This is a genomic window from Salegentibacter echinorum (assembly GCF_900129445.1).
GTDB lineage: Bacteria > Bacteroidota > Bacteroidia > Flavobacteriales > Flavobacteriaceae > Salegentibacter > Salegentibacter echinorum.
On the sequence record NZ_FQVT01000005.1, the window covers coordinates 211,571 to 230,966 of the forward strand.

Consider the following 19,396-nt stretch of genomic DNA (forward strand, 5'->3'; position numbering starts at 1 on the left):
ATGACTTTTCCTAAGAATAATATTATTGATAACTGGTTAGAAGAGAACGGTGATCCGGAAATAGAAAAGTTGACAGAACGTAATCTGGCAATTTCTAATAAAGTCCAGGTCATTTTAAACCAAAGAGGTATTAAGCAAAAAGAGTTTGCTGCAATGTTGAATAAAAAACCTTCCGAGGTTTCTAAATGGTTATCTGGCCTGCATAATCTAACCTTAAAAAGTATTATCAAAATGGAAGTTGCTTTAGATATAGACCTAATAAGCATTGAACCGGTAACAGAGTATAAATATGTGTATTTAGGATCTGTAAAGGGTGATGGTTTGGAAGAAGATATTAATAATTATGAGGAAAACTCAGAATATCAAGATGCAATATAATGAGTAAGAACGCTCCTATAATTCCGGAGGAAATCGAGCTTTTCCATGTAGAGATTTTAAATAGTAAGATCAAAGAAGGGAAAAAACCTCAGAATCCATCTTACGATATTGATGTAGCTCATGAAACTGCTCATAATTTAAAAGATGAAAGGATTAGAATAAAACTATTAATAAATTTATCTGATCAGCAAAAAAAAGAAGACGGAAATCAGTTGGACTTGGAAATAGATTTTCATTTCAAAATACAAAATTTGAAAAATTTCTATGATATTATAGAAGATAATACGCCGCGCTTTTCCGGAAACTTAATCGCTACTTTATTAGGTATTAGTTTTTCAACGGCTAGAGGAATGCTTTATGAGCGCCTGGCCAGTACAAATTTTCAGGGTGTGATACTTCCAGTAATTTCACCAATAAAAATGTTAGGTACTAAGCGTAACGGAGAATAACAATAATTTCCAAACGATTATAGGACTGCACATTTTACCAGCAGATTATTTTCTAAATTATAGTGAAAGAATTTAAAATATAATATTTGGGGAATACAATCCCTAAAAATCATTATATTTGGGGAATACAATCCCTGAATATGATTAACAGAGTATTAGAAAGTAACATCAAAAACCGATTTGGAACAGGTAAAGCGATTTTCTTAATTGGTCCCAGACAAGTTGGCAAAACTACACTTTTTAATAAATTATTGAAAGGGGAAGAATATCTTTTCTTAAATGGAGATGATCCAACCGTTAGAAAACTCCTATCAAACCCCAACTTAGAACAACTCAAAAATATAATTGGGAGTCATAATACCGTTTTTATAGATGAAGCCCAGCGTATAGATAATATTGGGCTTACACTTAAGTTGATCACAGATCAATTAAAATCAGTTCAACTACTGGTTAGCGGCTCATCTGCCTTCGAATTAAACAATCAAACTCAAGAGCCTCTAACTGGCCGAAAATGGGAATACCAGTTGTATCCTATTTCCTGGGGAGAGTTTGAATCTAATGTAGGATTTCTTAAAGCAGAACAGCAATTGGAACTAAGAGTAATATACGGGATGTACCCTGATGTGATTAATAATTTCGGAGAAGAAAAGGATATTTTAAAGCAATTAACCGATAGCTATTTATATAAAGATATTCTGAGTTATGGCGGAATTCGTAAACCAGAGGTTTTAGAAAAATTACTGCGGGCTCTTGCTTTTCAAATTGGCAGTGAAGTTAGTTATAACGAATTAGCTCAATTACTGGGTATCGATAAAAAAACCGTAGCAACTTATATAGATCTTCTTTGCCAGGCGTTTGTAATATTTAAACTTACAAGCTTCAGTAAGAATTTACGGAATGAAATAAAAACCAATCAAAAAATATACTTTTATGATACCGGTGTTAGAAATATGATAGTTGGCGATTTAAGTCCAATGAATGATAGGCAGGATAAAGGTAACTTATGGGAAAATTTTTTAATTTCTGAGCGTCTAAAATACCGGGCTTACAATAACTCTTTAGCTAAAGGATATTTTTGGAGAACTGTACAGCAACAGGAAATTGATTATATTGAAGAGGAAGCGGGAAAATTGAAAGGTTTTGAAATTAAATGGAATCCAAAAAATAAGGTGAAAATTCCAAAGACTTTTCTAGAAGCTTACGATGCCAAGGTAAATATCATTAACAGAGATAATTTTAGGGAGTTTTTGAAGTAAAACTTTGATGTAAAGTAACATTCACTCGCTTTATCTTGTAGTACTGTCAGGTTTCTTAAACCAGGCCTTAGTAATCTTTACCGCCCAATTGTTTATTTTAATGCAATTTGGTATAGATTACTATAAAATCCAGGCTCATGAATAGTTAAACTTTAGTTAAAGGTGTCTAATTCGGGAGCACTCCAAAATGGTCTATGCGAAAGGCTCTAAAAACGCAGGCTAAGCCAAATTTAAAGTACTCCCACCTCGAGTACCACCAGGCTAAGCCGACTTTAACGAGTCGGCTTTTTTATTTTAGGTACAACCTTCAAGTGTTTTTTCAAATCATTCTCAAAAGCTGTGGCTAGATGAAAGTTGCGGTCTATCTAAAAATTATAACTCCTGTTCAAATAGCAATGATTAAAATTAACCAGGATATCATAACAGCAATTTAGTTAAGAAAGAAGGTAATATAAGTACAAACTACATAAAAGGTAGATCTGGCGCTTTTTTGAAAAACCGATACCGCGATTCCTGAATAAAACCGGTGTTGTAGTATAGACCGGATTTTTTGTTGAATTCTCAACCCTCTGGGCAGGATTCAGCAATTAAATTCAGAACTATCACTCTTACTCCCACCTTGCTCCTCATAAATTCAAGGCGTTTACCGAAGAACCCCTTACTCCTTTCCCATAGTTAATACCGCGCACCTCAGACAGTTCCCGGTAGGTTTTTATCTTTTTTAACATTATTTGAATATATAATTTTTAATTTAGAAATAACTATGGCTATAAGATTAGAACCTATATTAACCGAGGGCATTGCTCAAGTTTCATATTTTATATGTGACGATAGTTCAGGCTGTGCGGCAGTAATTGACCCGCGTCCCGATGCCGATATTTACCTTCAAAAGGGAAGAAAATATGGTGTAAGTATTACCCATGTTTTTGAAACCCACATTCATGCCGATTTCCTGAGCGGTGCGCGGGAATTAGTAGCCCGCTGCAAAGGAAGTGCTAAGCTGTATGTAAGCGTTGAGGGTGGTGCTTCCTATGATTTTGAGCATCAACCTATTCGCGATGGGGATGAGTTCGAATTTGGTGAAATCAAATTACAGGCAAAACATACGCCCGGCCATACTCCTGAACATTTATCCTATTTAGTATCTAGCACAGAAGAGGAAAAAGCCTGGGGTGTATTAACCGGGGATTCTTTGTTCGTAGATTCTATAGGACGGCCAGATTTACTGGGCGATGAAAAGACGGAAGAACTAACCAGGGCTCTTTACAACACCATGCGTAATTTTTTCTGTAAACTTGGAGATGAGATCATTATTTACCCCTGCCATGCAGCAGGTTCAGCTTGTGGTCCCAATATAGGTGACCGTATGCATAGTACGATAGGATATGAAAAGAAACATAATCCGTTTATGCAAATGGAGGATTACGATGAATTTAAAAAAGCTATTCAGGATAATGCGCCTCCTGTACCCTCTCATTATCCAAAAATGAAAAAACTCAACACTCAGGGACCGGAAATATTTGGTCATACCCCGCAGGTGCGTTCCTTAAATGTAGAACAGTTTGAAGAGGAAATGAATAATAAAGACACTGTGCTAATAGACACCCGGGATATGCTGGCTTTTGGCGGGGGTCATATAGAGGGCGCACTTAATATTGGACAACGCTCCATATTATCGGTGTGGACCGGATGGCTAATAGATACTAACGCTCCCATTTTACTGGTTATGCCGCAAGACACAAATTTGGAACGAGTGGTGACTTTACTATGGCACACGGGACATACCAATATAAGAGGCTACCTGGGAGGGAGTATGCGCAACTGGCAGGAATCTGGCAAGCCAATTAAAAAATTACCCCAACTTAGCGTGCAGGAACTCAATCAAAAGAAAGAACAATATAAACCACTTGATGTACGTAAGAAAAAAGAATGGGAAGAAGGCAATATTCCAGGTGCAACGCATATTTTTCTGGGAGAACTATTAGATAAGATCAACACATTAGAGAAAGAAGAAACCTATGCCGTGTACTGTGCCAGCGGTTATAGAGCTAGCATTGCAGCCAGTATTTTACAAAAAAACGGATTTAAAAAAATTCATAGTATTCCAGGCAGTTTTAAGGCGTGGAAAGCTGCTGATTTACCTATTGAAAATAAAAATAATTAAAAAATAAATTATGAACCAGAACCAGGATATTAAGAACGTTAATAATGAAATTTCGGTGGCAACTTTTGACCCCGATGAAAACAGTTTTAAAATCTTTGCTGAAAAAGATTTTAAATCGGTTATTAATTTGCAGACCGATGATGAAGACCAAAATGTTTCTTCTAAGCAAGAGAAGGAACTGGCAAAAACCAACAATCTAGAATATCGTCAATTCCAGGTATCCAAAGACAACCTTTCTGAAGCTATGGTAGATGATTTCCGAAAAGAACTTGAAAACCTACCCAAACCCATAGTAGTTCATTGTAAATCTGGCAAACGCTCGGGAGCATTCGTTATGATGCATATTGGGTGTCAAAAAAACATGTCTGGAGAAGATGTGATTAAAGAAGCTGAAAATATGGGATTTGAATGTGATGTACCAGAATTAGCAAAATTCCTTAAAAAATATGTAAACGAACATTAATAGCAATTAGAATAACAGCTCTCAAATATACCAGGAAAGGAGTATTCAATCTGCGGTACTTTTGGCCTCACGTACCTCCGGCTATTTCTCATTTCCGTGGCTTGCAAGGCTTAAAACCCTCTACCCTCTCGTTTACCTGGAGAATATGACCCAAAATCATGTTTTGCATTGGGTTTGTATAGCCTAGCTTAATAGGGAAGATGCAAGAGAACCAAATTAATCAATTGAAATTAAATCGCTATCTTTTATTTTGATCTGAAAAAGATGCTTAAAAATTTTCGGCAATCTAGAGATGTACAAAATAGCATCATCAGCAAAATAAAACTGAACATACATTAATTTATGAACATATCGGTAGCGCAATTTCAACCCAAAGACGGAGATAAAAAATACAACCTATCCATAATTTATAAACTCGCAAAAAAAGCTAAATCTGAAGGAGCCGATCTAATTAGTTTTCACGAAATGTCGATTACCGCTTATACCTACACTAGGGATTTAAGCAAAAAAGAAATAACCGATTTAGCAGAGGAAGTGCCTAATGGAAAAAGCACACAGGAACTAATTGCCATTTCCAAAGAGTTGGACATCCCGATTTTAGCAGGCCTGGTAGAAAAATCTAGAGACAAAATATTCAACACCTATATCTGTGTTACAAGGGATGGGGTAATTGCGAAACACCGGAAATTGCATCCTTTTATTAATAAGTATATGTCTGCCGGTAATGAATATTGCGTTTTTGATCTCTTGGGTTGGAAGTGCGGAATTTTGATCTGCTATGATAATAATGTAATAGAAAATGTAAGAGCGACAAGCCTCCTGGGAGCCGAATTGATTTTCGCACCCCATGTTACAGGCTGCACGCCTTCTGCTATGCCTCACAGAGACTATGTGGCAGACAAGTATTGGCAAAATCGTGAAAACGACCCTGTTTCATTACGAATGGAATTTGACGGTCCTAAAGGTAGGCGTTGGTTAATGCGTTGGTTGCCTGCAAGAGCTTACGATAACGGGGTTTATTATGCCTTTACGAACCCGATAGGCTATGACGGAGAACAACTCAAAAATGGGAATTCAATGATAATTGATCCTTATGGAGAGGTTCTTTCTGAAATAAAATCTTTTGAAAATCAAATAACAACTTCAAAAATCACAAAAGAAAAAATTGAGCTTTCAGGGGGGTATAGGTACAAAAAGGCCCGCAGACCGGAACTTTATAAAGATATAATTGGTCAAAATCACGAATCGGACACGAGCCCGGTATGGTTGAAGAAGGAAAAAGCCAAAGATTGAGCAAATGCTAATGCATAATTGAGTAAACGAGTGATAACTTAAAGGCTGCCAACTAACTTTTGCTTATAGATTATCGGTTGTGCAAGTAGTCGCAGGACTTAAACAGGAGGACTAAAAATTAAGAGGTCTTAGCGCCACTAACGATAACATGATTTGGTCTTTAAATGCCAGGCCAATGCCGGGGATTCAGTTTAAGACGAATCGCCCCGTGATGATATTTCCTTATGATGGGATTGCACTAGAGGCCTCCTGGAATGAATATTTAATGGGCAACGATAGGTTTGTTGCAGATACCAGGCTACATTATAAATATCTTAAATTAATTTATACGAGTCCCCGGGAAGATATAGCCTTAAAATTTGGGTTTCACCACGCAGCACAATGGGCCGGGGACTCCCCAACAAATGGTTCGCAACCAAACAATTTTAAAAGTTATATTAAAATGTTTTTTGGAGGAGGCTTCGCTAATCAGTTGGGGATGTATGAATTTAGTTTTCAGAGGTCCTTAAAAGACAATTGGGACCTCAATCTTACTTATAATTATATGTTTGAGACTTTGCAGGGTGGACAACTCTCCAATCTTCCGGATGGTCGCTACTCGGTATTTTTAGATTCCAGGACGGACCGCAGGCTGGTGAATGGAGTTTTATATGAATTTTACTATACCCGAAACCAAAATATACTCGCTAACTCTAATTTCCAAAATGAAGATTATTTTAATCACGCTATATATCAATCTGGCTGGACCAACCAAAGACGAATTATAGGACTACCTTTCTTCGATTATGACGAGAAGCAAGATGCTGTAATTGGTAATAAGTTTGTAGCACATCACATTGGGCTTTCAGGACAATTTTTTAATTATTTTGAAACTTATCCCTATCAATTATTATTGAGCTATATCTATAAAGACGGCCGCCACGGAACATATTATACTCCATCTCGTGAGGTTTTCGCAGGCATGTTTAGTTTGGGAATTTGACGTAATTTTATTGATGTAGATGCACAAATTGGAATAGAGGTTAATAATGTTGCAAATCCTATTTATGGAGTTGGCCTGCAGGTAAGAAAGCAATTTTAGCACTTATTTCTTCCTAAAGCTTAAATAGTTTACCACTTTCCCCCTGTCCCCTATTCAAACTGAAATTCATAAAAATATGCAAGTAAGGTCCTGGCTATAACTCTATAATAAATCAAATTGTCCCGCTGAGCATTAATCGAAGTACAGCTATGGAAATTATGAGCAAATAGAGCATAAAATAAACGAGTTTGAGTGCATCATTACCTGGTTAAATTTTACTAGATTAAATGCGTGAGTTAACAATTAGTTTCAATAAATGAAAAACCTTCATAAACTTTAATTTTTATGAAGGTTTTGCTGAATTTATCTTCCAGCTATCCTTAAAATAAACTACCCGGGGGGAAGCCCACGAGGTATTATAGATAGTAGGAGTATTATTTTGATTTCGAGACAAGCTTCGTAGCATTATAATCTCAATTATCGAGTAATCAAATACGGGTAATAAGTTAGGATTAGATTAAGAGAATCACATTATTCCTGCACCAATTTTTGCGTGGCAACGCGCCAAACCGATTTATACGGGGCTTTTTGGGTATTCCCTTTTTCTTCCGGATGGTAGGTCGTGGCCTCAAAAAAATAGTTTCCTTTTTCTGAAAAATCTACCTCAACAATTCCTGCTACATTGCTTTTTAAATCTTCGGTCTTTCCGGAAGGATAAAAAATTGTCACTGTAACCCCCTCCTTTAATTTTCCTTTAAAATATGTCTTGAGTTGTTTTTTCCCTGGTTGCTTACTTTCAAAATCCTCTAGCAATATAAGCTCTGGACTTTCTGCCGTAACGACTGATGTTTCCTTTTTACTCCCTACAATTACCTGTGCAAATGCATTAAACTGGTAATCGGTCCCGTCACCGGGATCTTCAGCTATATGGCTTATCTCCAGACGGTGTATTCCTTGCTCTTTAGGTGTAAAATTAGCTCGATAAACGTCATCACCGGTTTCGGTTTTTAGCTGAATTCTTTCTCCGGTAGGCTTTACGAGCCAGAGTTGAAAATCTGCTACATTAGAGTACCAATCGGCTACTTTTTCTAAGCTTCTGTCCTCAAATTCGCTATAATAAACCCGAACTTCATGATTTTTACCAATTTCCCCCGCTTTTCCGGTATCTATTACCAAAGCATGAGCCTGAACAAATGTTATATTTAAAAGCATTAGCGCAAAGGCCAACAGAAATGATTTTATATTTTTCATATTTATTAATTTTATCGCGAAGGAATTTAAAAAGTTTATTCCTTCTATTTATAACTTGGAAATTTTAAGGCTTTAAACCTTTTATTTTTACTTTTCTTCCACCAAACAATAAAACCGGTGATAGGGAGACTTGCCGAAATTAGACAGACTAAAAACGCAATGATCTTTGTCCAAATACCTCCTATAGCACCTACGTGCAAATCGTAATTCAGTTTCATAAGTTGGTCGCCTCCATTCAGTTCAGGAAACCTGGGTTCCTCTTTAAGCGTTTCCAAAGAATTTTGATTATAAGAAGTATTAATAGACTGCCATCTCGTTTCAAAACTCGGATTAATCCCCACGTTCCAAACCCCAGTTTCCCCCCTGGGGAACTGTATGTTTATACTATTATCATTGGGATCGATTCCGCTTTGCATTACATTCTGGAACAGTATATCCTCCTCGGGTAAATTGGTAGTACTAACCGCGGTAGTGTCTGAAATAAGTGATTTAGTATTCCTGTTTTCTCCTCCCGAAGCAGCCCAGTAAGCCGCGTCTGAAAACCATTGCATTCCATACACCATTCCGGTAAGCCCAAGCACTAAAGCAATTAAAAGTGAATAAAAACCCAACACGTTATGAAGGTCATAATTCAATCTTTTAAATTTTGCAGTCCATTTAATTTTAAAACTAGCCTCTTTGGTTCTTTTGTTCCATCGTTTTGGCCACCATAACACCAGGCCTGTAAGCAAGGCAATAACGAAGATAAGGGTACCATAAGCAACAATAGGTTTCCCAATACTTCTGGGTAACCACAATTGATAATGCCCTATGATCATGCTTCTCCAAAAATCGTCGTTAAGCTTACGGTTATGTAGCACTTCTCCCGTATAAGGATTAACATAAACCTCCTGGTAATTGGTCCTATTGGCATAATATGGAACTAAAGCACTTTTCCCTGCTCCCCTATAAACAACCGAGTAAACCGAAGGAAAACTGTACTCTTCCATTACCGCGTTCTTAAGTCTGGAAGGAGGCAAAAACTCATCGGTTTCATTATATTCAATATTTTGAAAAGGCTCCGTAACATTCTTAATTTCCTGTTCAAAAGTTAATATTGCTGCGGTAAGACTTACAATTACGACCACTATACCCGAAATTAACCCTAGCCAAAGATGAAGCCACGCCGAGATACGGTAAAAATAGGAGCGTGGTTTTTTTCGTTTTTTCTTCTTCTTTTTTCTCGGTTTGGCGGGAGAAGTAGCTTCCATAATATTCTTATTAATTTAAATGTGACTGTCCTAAAAGTAAGATTCAGCGTCCTTACGAACGAAGTGAAGTAACCTGCTTATTGATTTCCAATAAGTTGTAAATTGCTTCGTTCCCTGCAATGACAACTCAAAGTACTTTTTAGACAGTCACATATGGCTATTCAAATTATTTTGCAGAGTCTAGTTTGCTTATTGCGGTTATGTTTCCGCCCTGTACTTCCAGGCCTTGTGAAGCGGCAGCAGTAGCGATATCTATATTATAAACAAAACTGCTTTCTCTAGTAGTGACTCCTATGTTTACAATCCCATCTTCCCCTACATAATTATTTGTAGTTATACTGGTGATGTTTTCAGCATCTGGCATCCCACTAATCCAATCAAAAGTTTTGTTATACACATTAATTACCGCCAGGGAATTTCCTGTGGCATAGGCAGATGTTTTTTCTTTATTCATAAACACTACAAAATTTCCGTTTCCGGCATAGACATGATCGGTCACATAATATCCTCCAGAGGCTTCTTCCAGATCAAATAAATAGGTTTCATCAAATGCTGTTGTTCCATTTTTAATACGGGTTACCGCAGAAGGTTTTGTAGAGCTAAAATCTCCGTTGCTTACCGCTACTGCCGAAGAAAATGCGTAAGCATCTCCGGTTTCATCTACACTAAGTCCATTGGTAAAGTATCGGCCAATAAAACTGGTACGGTCATCTTCAATAATAGTCTCCAATTCCATCTCTGGATAAGAATAAACGGCCACCCAGGATTGATCTGGATAAGAAGTTCCAAAGCTATCATTACAACAAGCTTTTACGGTAAAGAAGGGTGCATATACCTTATCTCCTACCTGGGTAAGCCAGCTAAAAAAAGCCTGTTCTCCTTCTGGCGCAAGCGCTGCCGTATTAATTTGTCCCTCGTCAACAAACTGGCTGGTTTCTGTATCCAAACGGTACCAACTGGCCACGGGAGCATCAGCATTTCTTGAAATTTTCATTAGTAATACGTCCTCATTTACAGGAGCAAAGGCCTGTACGGTTTCCGATTGGAAATCTGAAAGCATTTGAAGTGTACCTTCTCCCCCAAGCTCATAAGTAGTGACCGCCCCGGGATTTCCCTGTCCATAAAGAAGACTAAAAAACTTATTATTATTGGTCACATAGTAGCGATAGGTCCCATCTTGCTCAATACCGTTTCCGGCAGTGCTAATGCTTCCTTCTGAAAGATTATTAGCTGTTAATAAATAATCGGCTACCCCTTCTGAAGCAACCGGAGTGGCTGCAATCACATACCTGGCCTGGGCTTCGTTTTCCCCTCCCCCATTATCGACATTTGTGTCATCATCAGAGCTACATCCTACTACCGCCAGGGAAAGTGCTAAAATTACGAGATTGAATAAATTGATTTTTTTCATTGGTTTATATTTAAAGTATTAATTTGAATAATATGGTTTTTGTCATTCTCTTGTGCGTTGTGTCTGTTTTGAGTTCAGCAACAAACTGGTTTCATTGGTCTTTAATTTTAAAGTAATCAAGAACCTAGACCCGGGACTATGCTTCCTAAAAGATCCTTTTATTTCCAAACAAGCCCCGGTTAATTTAATCCCTGGCTATCGCCAGTGATTAAAAGGAGTATCTAATTTTACCGGTAAAACTTCTACCGGGTTTTTGTAGGCTAAAATTGTCGTATAGTTTTTTATCAAAAATATTCCTGCATTCTACGGTAAGCTGAAAATTGCTTTCTTCGCCAAAATTGTAGGTAATATTCATATCGTGAGATACCTGCTCTGGCACATCGAGTTTTGTATTTCCAAGGCTTGGCCAGTACAAATAAAAGGCGTGTACATATAACAGGTTGTACCCAACACTTACCGGATGGGATTTATTTAAAGGACTTTTAAAATTATAGGAGGCATCTGCATTTCCGTAGAAATAAGGAATATTGGGAATGCGATCCCTATACACCACGCTCTCGCTTGTTTGTCCCCCTACATATTTAGTATTATTTCTAAGGTTTTGATAAGTAAGGTTGGCCCCGGCAGAAAGTTTATCCTTAAAAGAATAGCGCACTTCGGTTTCTACTCCTAAATTGGTCACATCGGCCAGGTTGTCCATCACCTGAAGCACCTGATTTTGATTTAATATCGGGCGAATAAAATCCCTGGAATCCCTATAAAAACCATTGGCGCTTAAGTTAATCTGATGAAGGTTATTAAAGTTAAACCAGTAACTGGCACCAAGATTATAATTATAACTGCTCTCTGGTTTCAGGCTTGTGTTACCTTCAAATAATATCCCCCCATCGCCGTATAATTCATTAGGTTCGGGAAGCCGGTAGCTTTTTTCGAAAGAAGCTTTTACCTGAAGATCTTCGGTTAAGAAATAAGTCTCCGCAAAGCCATAACCAAAATCATTAAAACGGTCTTTTTTATGCCGGTAAGCTACATCACCATAATTTCCCGTGGGATTATAAGCTTCTTCAAAGATATTTACCTGGTTGTAGTTCTTTACAAAACCCGTTATGCTCCAATCTTCTTTATCAAATTTATAACCCAGTCCCAGAACATTTTTATTGGACTTTTGAGGTTGTTCATAAAGATCATTTTCAGTATTCAAAAGATTCTTACGTTCCCTATCAAAGGTGTTTAGTACATTACTAAGGGAAATAGCGTGCTCCTCGTTTATCTTGTAGTCGAAACTGGCCGTAACCACCCCGTTATTATTCTGAAATTCGGCGTGGGTATAAGTACGCTCCCCGCCCGGACCGTCATAATCCACATAACTTCCAAACCAGTTATACCTGCGATGAACCGTATCAATAATCTTTTCTTTTCCTAAATTATAATTAGCGTTAAGGTTTACATCCAGGCCTTCCACCAATAAGTTTTTCTTTTGATATTTAAAACTGGGCATAATAGTGTTTCCGCGTGTATGACGCTCGCCGTAAACACTCACCTGCCGCGCTCCGGTTTGTATTTCCCTGTAATTTTGTCCCAGGGTAATTCCAAATAACAATCTATCTGCATAGGGTTTATTTACCACCCCAATATTCCCTATAAATGTTTCATTATGGTACTCATCATTAAAGCGCTTCACCTCCTCATTAGGGAAATATTCCCCGGTTTGCAGGTCTGCAACATCTACATTTACCTTATAATCATTGTCTGAATAATTCTGAAAAGCATTCAATTGAACCGTAAAACCCGATTTGTTGACGAACACTGCGTTTAGATTAGAGCGATGAGTATTGAAAGAACCATAGGAATAAGAAACATCAAGATGGTTTTTATCATAAGTATTAGTCACAATATTTACAGCGCCGCCCAGGGCATCTGCTCCCAGGCCTACAGGAACCACGCCTTTGTAAACCTCAATCCGCTCGGCAAGATTAATGGGAATATTATTGAGCTGAAAAGAGGAACCAAAGTTTTCCATAGGAATACCATCGATAAAAATTTTCACCTGGTTTCCCCGGAAACCATTCATAGAAAGGTTCATTCGGGAACCTACTCCCCCATCTTCCCTAATTCTTATTCCCGAAACGCGATCTAGCGCATGGCCAATATCTAAAGTAGTATTGTGCAATTTCTTCGCATCGATCACGTCTATATTATAAGCGAGGGCTTCAATTTGTTGAATTTTGGATTTAGCCGAAATATTAACCGTTTCAAGATTGGTTGCTAATTCTTCCAATTGTATTGTAAAACCGGTATGGTTTTCGGCCTCTAGATCGAGACTAGTATTTTTTGTTTTATAACCCAGGAATGAAGTTTCCAATTCTAATTGGCCGCGGAAGTCACCTTTTATGAGAAAATGACCGGCTTCGTTGGTGACCGCACCGGTATTATAATCCTTTACAATTACCGTAGCACCAAAAACAGGGTTTCCGTTTTGATCTTTTACTACTCCTGAAATCTCATTCGAAGCCTGAGCAAAGATTGAAATCCTAAAACATAGAAGCCCAAGAATAACCAGCAATTTCCTATATTGCATTACTTTTTAATTTTACCGTTAGAAAGTGATTACTGGAGTCATACAGTTGCCGCTGTATGGCTCCTTTTTTTTTAGAAAAAACCTTTCTTTTATTAAGACTTATTCTAAATTAAAAACAAAAGTAAAACTTTTTTTGAATCAGAGAAGATAATCGTACGATTATTTCCCGCTCAATTTTTAATTTTTGAAAAATAGTGACATTTAACTTGTAGCGGTGTTTCTGGTGTTCCCCCCATTTGATTATTTCAAATAAAACTTTTTACGTGAGGACTAACTCTCAAACCTAATTAAGTAAGAACGTCTATCTTTTCAAAAAGTACAGTATAGTTCGTGGATAAGTGTTTACATATTCAACTGCCAGAATCTAAGTTTAACAACTTCTATTCCTTACAGTTTTCTTTCATTTGAAATGGAACCCTAAATGTTATGATTGTCAATTTATTTTTTTGCTTTCTTCTCTCCGTTTTTTTATTCCGCTACCCCGTCCAGCTTTATCGTTCCCTTAACAGTATTATTTTTCTGAAATTGTATCTTAATGAGAAAATAAAATCGAAAAAATTATGGCACATACAGTCGCAGATGAGTTAGTAAAAATGTTGGTGAATGCCGGGGTAAAACGTGTTTATGCGGTTACCGGTGATAGTTTGAACCCGGTAAATGATGCCGTTCGCAGGGATGGCAGATTGCAATGGATTCACGTTCGCCACGAAGAAGCAGGTGCTTATGCCGCTTCCATGGATGCCGAACTAGATGGAATTGGCTGCTGTATGGGCAGTAGCGGACCCGGGCATGTGCATTTGGTAAACGGACTCTACGACGCCAACCGCGCCGGAAATCCCGTGATCGCCATCGCCACCACGGTTGAGACTAATAAACTGGGCACCGATAATTTTCAGGAGACCAATGTGACTAAGCTTTTTGATGACTGTAGTAAATATTGCTTTATGGCCAACACCCCGCAGCAGGCCATTCACGGCATACAATCGGCTATCCAGTCGGCGATTCAGCAAAAAGGAGTTGGCGTGGTAGGATTGCCCGGCGATGTTTCTTCAGCCGAAACCCAGACCATTACCACTTCTCATAAAAATTACTACAGCAATGCGAAAGTGCTTCCCCGGGAAGAGCAGCTGGAAGAACTTGCCGAGGTCATCAATAACAATGAAAAAGTGATGCTTTTTTGCGGTCACGGCTGTAAAGACGCACAAAATGAAGTACGGGCGCTTTGTAAGAAACTAAATGCGCCAATGGGCTTTAGCTTCCGCGGGAAAATTTTCTTCGATAAAACAGATAATCCATACCGGGTAGGGTTAAACGGCTTGTTGGGTATGAAATCTGGCTTTAAAGCGATGCACGATGCAGATGTATTGCTTTTGCTAGGCACCGATTTTCCGTATTCTGATTTCCTGCCGGAGAAAAATACCATTGTACAAATCGATTTAAAGCCCGAGCGTATTGGCCGGCGAGCAAAGGTAGATTACGGTTACCACGGAAGCATAAAAGATACGCTACAGGCGCTGTTTCCGAAGGTAAATGAAAAGAAATCTAAGGTTTTCCTCGAGGAAATGCAGCAGCTACACCGTGAGAATGAAAAAGATTATGAGAGCTATGTACAGGGAAAAAGTGAGAATAAAAAAATCCACCCTGAATATGTGGCCTCTTTAATTGACCAACTGGCCACCAATGATGCTATTTTCACGGTAGATACCGGGATGTCTGCCGTGTGGGCGGCACGCTATCTAAAAGGAAAGACTAATCGCTATCTCACCGGTTCTTTTAACCACGGGTCTATGGCAAACGCAATGCCCATGGCAATTGGTGCGGGACTGGGACACCCCGATAGGCAGGTGATTGCTTTATGTGGGGACGGTGGGCTTACCATGCTTTTGGGAGATCTAATGACGATTAGCCAATATCAAATTCCTGCGAAAATTGTGATTTTTAACAATAGGGCATTGGGTATGGTAAAACTGGAAATGGAAGTAGCCGGATATCCAGATTGGCAAACCGATATGCACAACCCCGATTTTAAAAAACTGGCCGAATCTATGAATATCAAAGCCTGGGAAGCCAAAGAGTCTAACGAAGTACAGGGAGCTTTAGCAGCTGCTTTTGCTCACAAAGGACCTGCGCTTATTAATATATACACCGATCCTGAAGCTTTGGCCATGCCACCAAAAATAGAATTTGAGCAGCTAAAAGGTTTTGCTGAAAGCATGGGGAAACTTATGCTTAACGGAAGATCTGCCGAGGTGATAGACGCCGCAAAATCTAATTACAAATATTTACGGGAGTTGTTTTAATAATTATAAGCTCACATCAAGTTAGGGTAAGCATGTTACGTTGATCTTGGCGAATTGTGTCATGCTGAGCCTGTCGAAGCAACTGTTAACCCAAAGTTCTGTTCTCTGTTAAACCAGGGTCATGCTAATAGCCTGTCGAAGTCGCTTTGTAAATCATAAAGACAAACTGAGCACTTCGATAGACTCAGTATAGGCCTGCCGAAGTTCTGTTCTTTTAACCTTCAGCGATGTTAAATTTTTTGAATAGCTAAGCGTGGTTGAGTTAATCAGAAAACAAACTTTATAGTAATTAAGTGCTTCGACAAGCTATTAGTCTGACGTTCTGGTCCTACCAGCCCGGGCTGGATTTATCGAATAACCCGGCAGAACCTTTACTTCCCTTTAAACAATCCCTTTTCCTTGATCATTTTAGCGGTATTTTCAGGGAGCATGGATTCCCAATTTGGTTTGCCTTCTTTAATCATTTGGTGAACTAACCTGGAGTGAATATCTAAAGTTTCAGGATCGTAATCTGCAATATCCACAACCCGGCCATTGTCTTTAAAATACTGATAAAGTTCCTGCATCCTGGGATGTACTTTTAGGTTTTCACTGGTAATAATCTCGCCGGTTTCTTCATCTTTAGAAGGATACAGGTAAATCTTTAAGCTTTTAAAAAACAGCTTCCCAAAAGCTTCTAAAATTCCACCGCTAAGATGTCTATAATATCGCTCGTCAAAAATATCTTTTAAGGTGCTTACCCCCATGGTCAAGCCCATACGCTCCTTGGTGTGTTGAGAAAAATACTCTACCACGGTATAATACTCCTGAAAATTGGAAATCATTACCGTTTGTCCCAAGGAACCAAGCAAATCGGCGCGATCTAAAAAATCCTGTTCGTCTATCTCCCCTTCTCCTTTTAAATTAGATAAGGTGATTTCAAAAATAACAACTGCCTTTTCTTTATCAACCTTTCGTTCATTTAGAAACAGCTTTAGTGATTTTTTATACATCGCCATATTCACCCGGGTTACCGGTCTAAAACTGCCTCGCAAGGTTAAAATATTGCGTTTGTAAAGAATACTGGCAGGTAGTACATTATTTCCATTTGGTGCAAACATTACCGCCTGGGTGATTCCTTTTTTCACCAACTCGAGACTCATTAACCTATTATCTACCTGGGTAAACGCGGGGCCCGTAAAGTTAATCGCATCAATTTCAATTTTATCGGTACTTAGGTGATCGTATAATTGTTTGAGCAAATATTTAGGATCGTCATGATGATAAAATGCCCCGTAGATAAGATTGGCACCCATAGTCCCCAAACTTATCTGTTGGTGACCGGCATTATTCTCGTGAAATTGCACGTGTAATATGATCTCACTGTAATCTTCTTTGGGTTTTGTTTGAAATCTTATACCCAACCAACCGTGACCTTTATACTTTTTTGCCCAATCTATTGTTGCCACAGTATTGGCATAACTAAAAAATAATTTATTGGGATGTTTAAGCCGGGAGATTCGTTCTTCAATAAGCCCCGTTTCATAGCGCATCATGGTAGTTAACCTGGCTTCGGTCACATAACGGCCGTCATCTTCAATTCCATAAATGGCATCACTAAAATCTTTATCGTAAGCACTTAGGGTTTTTGCAACCGTACCAGAGGCGTTTCCGGCTCTAAAAAAATGCCGAACAGTTTCCTGGCCGGCACCTATTTCTGCGAAAGTTCCGTAGATATTTTCATTCAAATTAAGCCGAATCGCTTTATTTTGAATAGAGGTTACTTCCTCAAAATTCTTTTCTCCTTCTACTGTAACAGACATACTGCTCTTTTTTGTGAAGCATAAAGTTATAAAACTTAGCTTGCTTTTTAAGGAAATTTATTGAAACATTAATAACTTTAGAGAACGGTCAAAAACCTTAAGATCATTACTCCCAAAAACCCTTAAAAATATAGCCTCACCAATTTAAGCTTTATCCACCGCTACTTTATAAGAAGGATCTTCCAGGATATTTACTTCAATAATTGCATCGGCATTTTGAAGCAGGTTGCGGCAATCTTCGCTTAAATATCTAAGATGCAAAGTTTTGCCTTGTTTGCTATAGCGCTGGGTAAGCTTGTTGAGCGCTTCAATTCCAGACATATCCACCACCCTACTTTCAGAAAAATCGATAATAACTTCTTCAGGGTCATTTAGAACATCAAACTTTTCATTAAAAGCCTGCACCGAACCAAAAAACAGCGGACCATAGATCTCGTAATGTTTAATCCCATCATCATCAATTCGCTTTCTGGCCCTAATACGCTTGGCGTTGTCCCAGGCAAAAACCAGGGCAGAGATAATTACCCCTATCAATACTGCTAAGGCGAGATTGTGAAGAACTACCGTAACTAAAGTCACCAAAACCATCACTAAAATATCAGATTTTGGCATTCTTCTAAAGGTTTTTAAGCTGGCCCACTCAAAGGTGCCTACGGCAACCATAATCATTACCCCGGTAAGGGCGGCCATAGGCAATTTTTCGATAAGATCTGCCCCAAACATGATAAATACCAGCAACATTACAGCAGCCACAATTCCCGAAAGCCTGGCCCGGGCGCCAGAAGATACATTAATTAAACTTTGTCCCAACATAGCGCATCCCCCCATTCCAGAGAAAAACCCTGAAAGCACATTGGCAGTTCCCTGCGCTACACATTCTTTATTACCACTACCACGGGTTTCGGTAATTTCATCAACAATATTTAAGGTAAGCAGGCTTTCAATAAGTCCTACCCCGGCCATAATCCCCGCATAGGGTAGAATAAGCATAAAATTATCTAAAGTAAAAGGCACCATTGGAATATGAAAAGGAGGAAATCCGCCACTAATGGAAGCGATATCCCCAACGGTTTTAGTTTCCAGGCCAAGCCCCAGCACGAGTCCAAAAACCACTAAGATCGCTGCCAGGGAAGACGGAATAATTTTGGTAAGTTTTGGCAATAACCAAATGATAAGAATAGCAATTACCACCAGGCTTAGAAAAGTGTACATTGGCGCTCCCGTCATCCACTCCAGTTCCCCGTTTTCATTGGACGCTTTAAATTGAACCAATTGTGAGGTGAAAATAATTATGGCGAGTCCGTTAACAAAACCAAAGATCACCGAATGCGGCACCAGCCGTATAAGCTTCCCAAGTTTTAGTACACCGGCGAGTACTTGAATTAGCCCTGCTAAAATAACGGTAGCAAAAACATATTCTGGTCCATGAGAGACCGAAAGTGCTACAATCACCACCGCCACGGCACCGGTAGCCCCGGAAATCATTCCCGGCCTTCCTCCAAGAATAGCAGTAACCAATCCCATCACAAAAGCAGCATATAATCCCGTTAATGGCGATAACTCGGCGATAATAGCAAAAGCTACCGCCTCTGGAATTAACGCCAGGGCCACTGTAAGACCAGCGAGAATTTCGTTTTTATAATTTACCTTTTGTGAAAAATCAAACAGGTTAAAAATCTTTTTCATTCAACTATTTATTAATGAGGTTTGGGAGAGTTTTTTAATTGCCTTAAACGGCTTAAGTATTAAATTTTAGCAATTTAGGGCAGGGTAATTGGAG

14 protein-coding genes are annotated in these 19,396 nt (G+C 38.6%); 8 read left to right on the forward strand and 6 right to left on the reverse strand.

Annotation, left to right across the window (positions count from 1 at the left end):
- The 7 genes from BUA71_RS10450 to BUA71_RS10480 all read left to right on the forward strand — a co-directional run bounded on the left by BUA71_RS10450 (position 1) and on the right by BUA71_RS10480 (position 6,985).
- Complete coding sequence (locus BUA71_RS10450; RefSeq protein WP_072879473.1) at positions 1–378, forward strand: helix-turn-helix domain-containing protein; 378 nt, start codon at positions 1–3, stop codon at positions 376–378.
- Positions 378–827, forward strand: coding sequence for a hypothetical protein (locus tag BUA71_RS10455; protein ID WP_072879475.1), 450 nt, complete (start codon positions 378–380; stop codon positions 825–827). The genes BUA71_RS10450 and BUA71_RS10455 overlap by 1 nt, the downstream gene beginning before the upstream one ends.
- A 140-nt stretch (positions 828–967) precedes the next feature.
- Entirely contained in the window at positions 968–2,083 is a 1,116-nt protein-coding gene (locus BUA71_RS10460; RefSeq protein ID WP_072879477.1) for an ATP-binding protein, read from the forward strand.
- Between the two features lie 763 nt (positions 2,084–2,846).
- Positions 2,847–4,247, forward strand: coding sequence for an MBL fold metallo-hydrolase (locus BUA71_RS10465; RefSeq protein WP_072879479.1), 1,401 nt, complete (start codon positions 2,847–2,849; stop codon positions 4,245–4,247).
- 10 nt (positions 4,248–4,257) lie between these two features.
- Positions 4,258–4,710, forward strand: a complete 453-nt coding sequence (locus BUA71_RS10470) for a protein tyrosine phosphatase family protein (protein WP_072879481.1) — start codon at positions 4,258–4,260, stop codon at positions 4,708–4,710.
- Positions 4,711–5,052: 342 nt separating this feature from the next.
- Entirely contained in the window at positions 5,053–6,003 is a 951-nt protein-coding gene (locus BUA71_RS10475) for a nitrilase family protein (RefSeq protein ID WP_072879483.1), read from the forward strand.
- A 148-nt stretch (positions 6,004–6,151) separates the two neighbouring features.
- Positions 6,152–6,985: a capsule assembly Wzi family protein gene (locus BUA71_RS10480; protein ID WP_072879485.1), complete on the forward strand. Its 834-nt coding sequence runs from the start codon at positions 6,152–6,154 to the stop codon at positions 6,983–6,985.
- Positions 6,986–7,555: 570 nt separating this feature from the next.
- Here BUA71_RS10480 and BUA71_RS10485 read toward each other — a convergent pair.
- From BUA71_RS10485 to BUA71_RS10500, 4 genes are all read right to left on the reverse strand, one after another.
- Positions 7,556–8,275 (reverse strand): hypothetical protein, encoded by a 720-nt coding sequence (locus tag BUA71_RS10485; RefSeq protein ID WP_072879487.1) that lies wholly within the window; start codon positions 8,273–8,275, stop codon positions 7,556–7,558.
- Between the two features lie 44 nt (positions 8,276–8,319).
- Positions 8,320–9,525 (reverse strand): PepSY-associated TM helix domain-containing protein, encoded by a 1,206-nt coding sequence (locus tag BUA71_RS10490; protein WP_072879489.1) that lies wholly within the window; start codon positions 9,523–9,525, stop codon positions 8,320–8,322.
- Between the two features lie 166 nt (positions 9,526–9,691).
- Complete coding sequence (locus BUA71_RS10495) at positions 9,692–10,936, reverse strand: DUF4374 domain-containing protein (RefSeq protein WP_072879490.1); 1,245 nt, start codon at positions 10,934–10,936, stop codon at positions 9,692–9,694.
- Positions 10,937–11,144: 208 nt separating this feature from the next.
- A complete protein-coding gene (locus BUA71_RS10500; RefSeq protein WP_072879491.1) occupies positions 11,145–13,514 on the reverse strand; it encodes a TonB-dependent receptor in 2,370 nt (789 codons plus the stop codon).
- 560 nt (positions 13,515–14,074) lie between these two features.
- Here BUA71_RS10500 and BUA71_RS10505 point away from each other — a divergent pair.
- Positions 14,075–15,814 carry a thiamine pyrophosphate-dependent enzyme gene (locus BUA71_RS10505; RefSeq protein WP_072879492.1) on the forward strand — a complete coding sequence of 580 codons (1,740 nt, stop codon included), beginning with the start codon at positions 14,075–14,077 and terminating at the stop codon, positions 15,812–15,814.
- A gap of 371 nt (positions 15,815–16,185) precedes the next feature.
- Here BUA71_RS10505 and BUA71_RS10510 read toward each other — a convergent pair whose 3' ends face one another.
- Positions 16,186–17,616 (reverse strand): nicotinate-nucleotide adenylyltransferase, encoded by a 1,431-nt coding sequence (locus BUA71_RS10510; protein ID WP_072879493.1) that lies wholly within the window; start codon positions 17,614–17,616, stop codon positions 16,186–16,188.
- A 144-nt stretch (positions 17,617–17,760) separates the two neighbouring features.
- A complete protein-coding gene (locus BUA71_RS10515; protein ID WP_072879494.1) occupies positions 17,761–19,302 on the reverse strand; it encodes a SulP family inorganic anion transporter in 1,542 nt (513 codons plus the stop codon).
- Between the last annotated feature and the right edge of the window lie 94 nt (positions 19,303–19,396).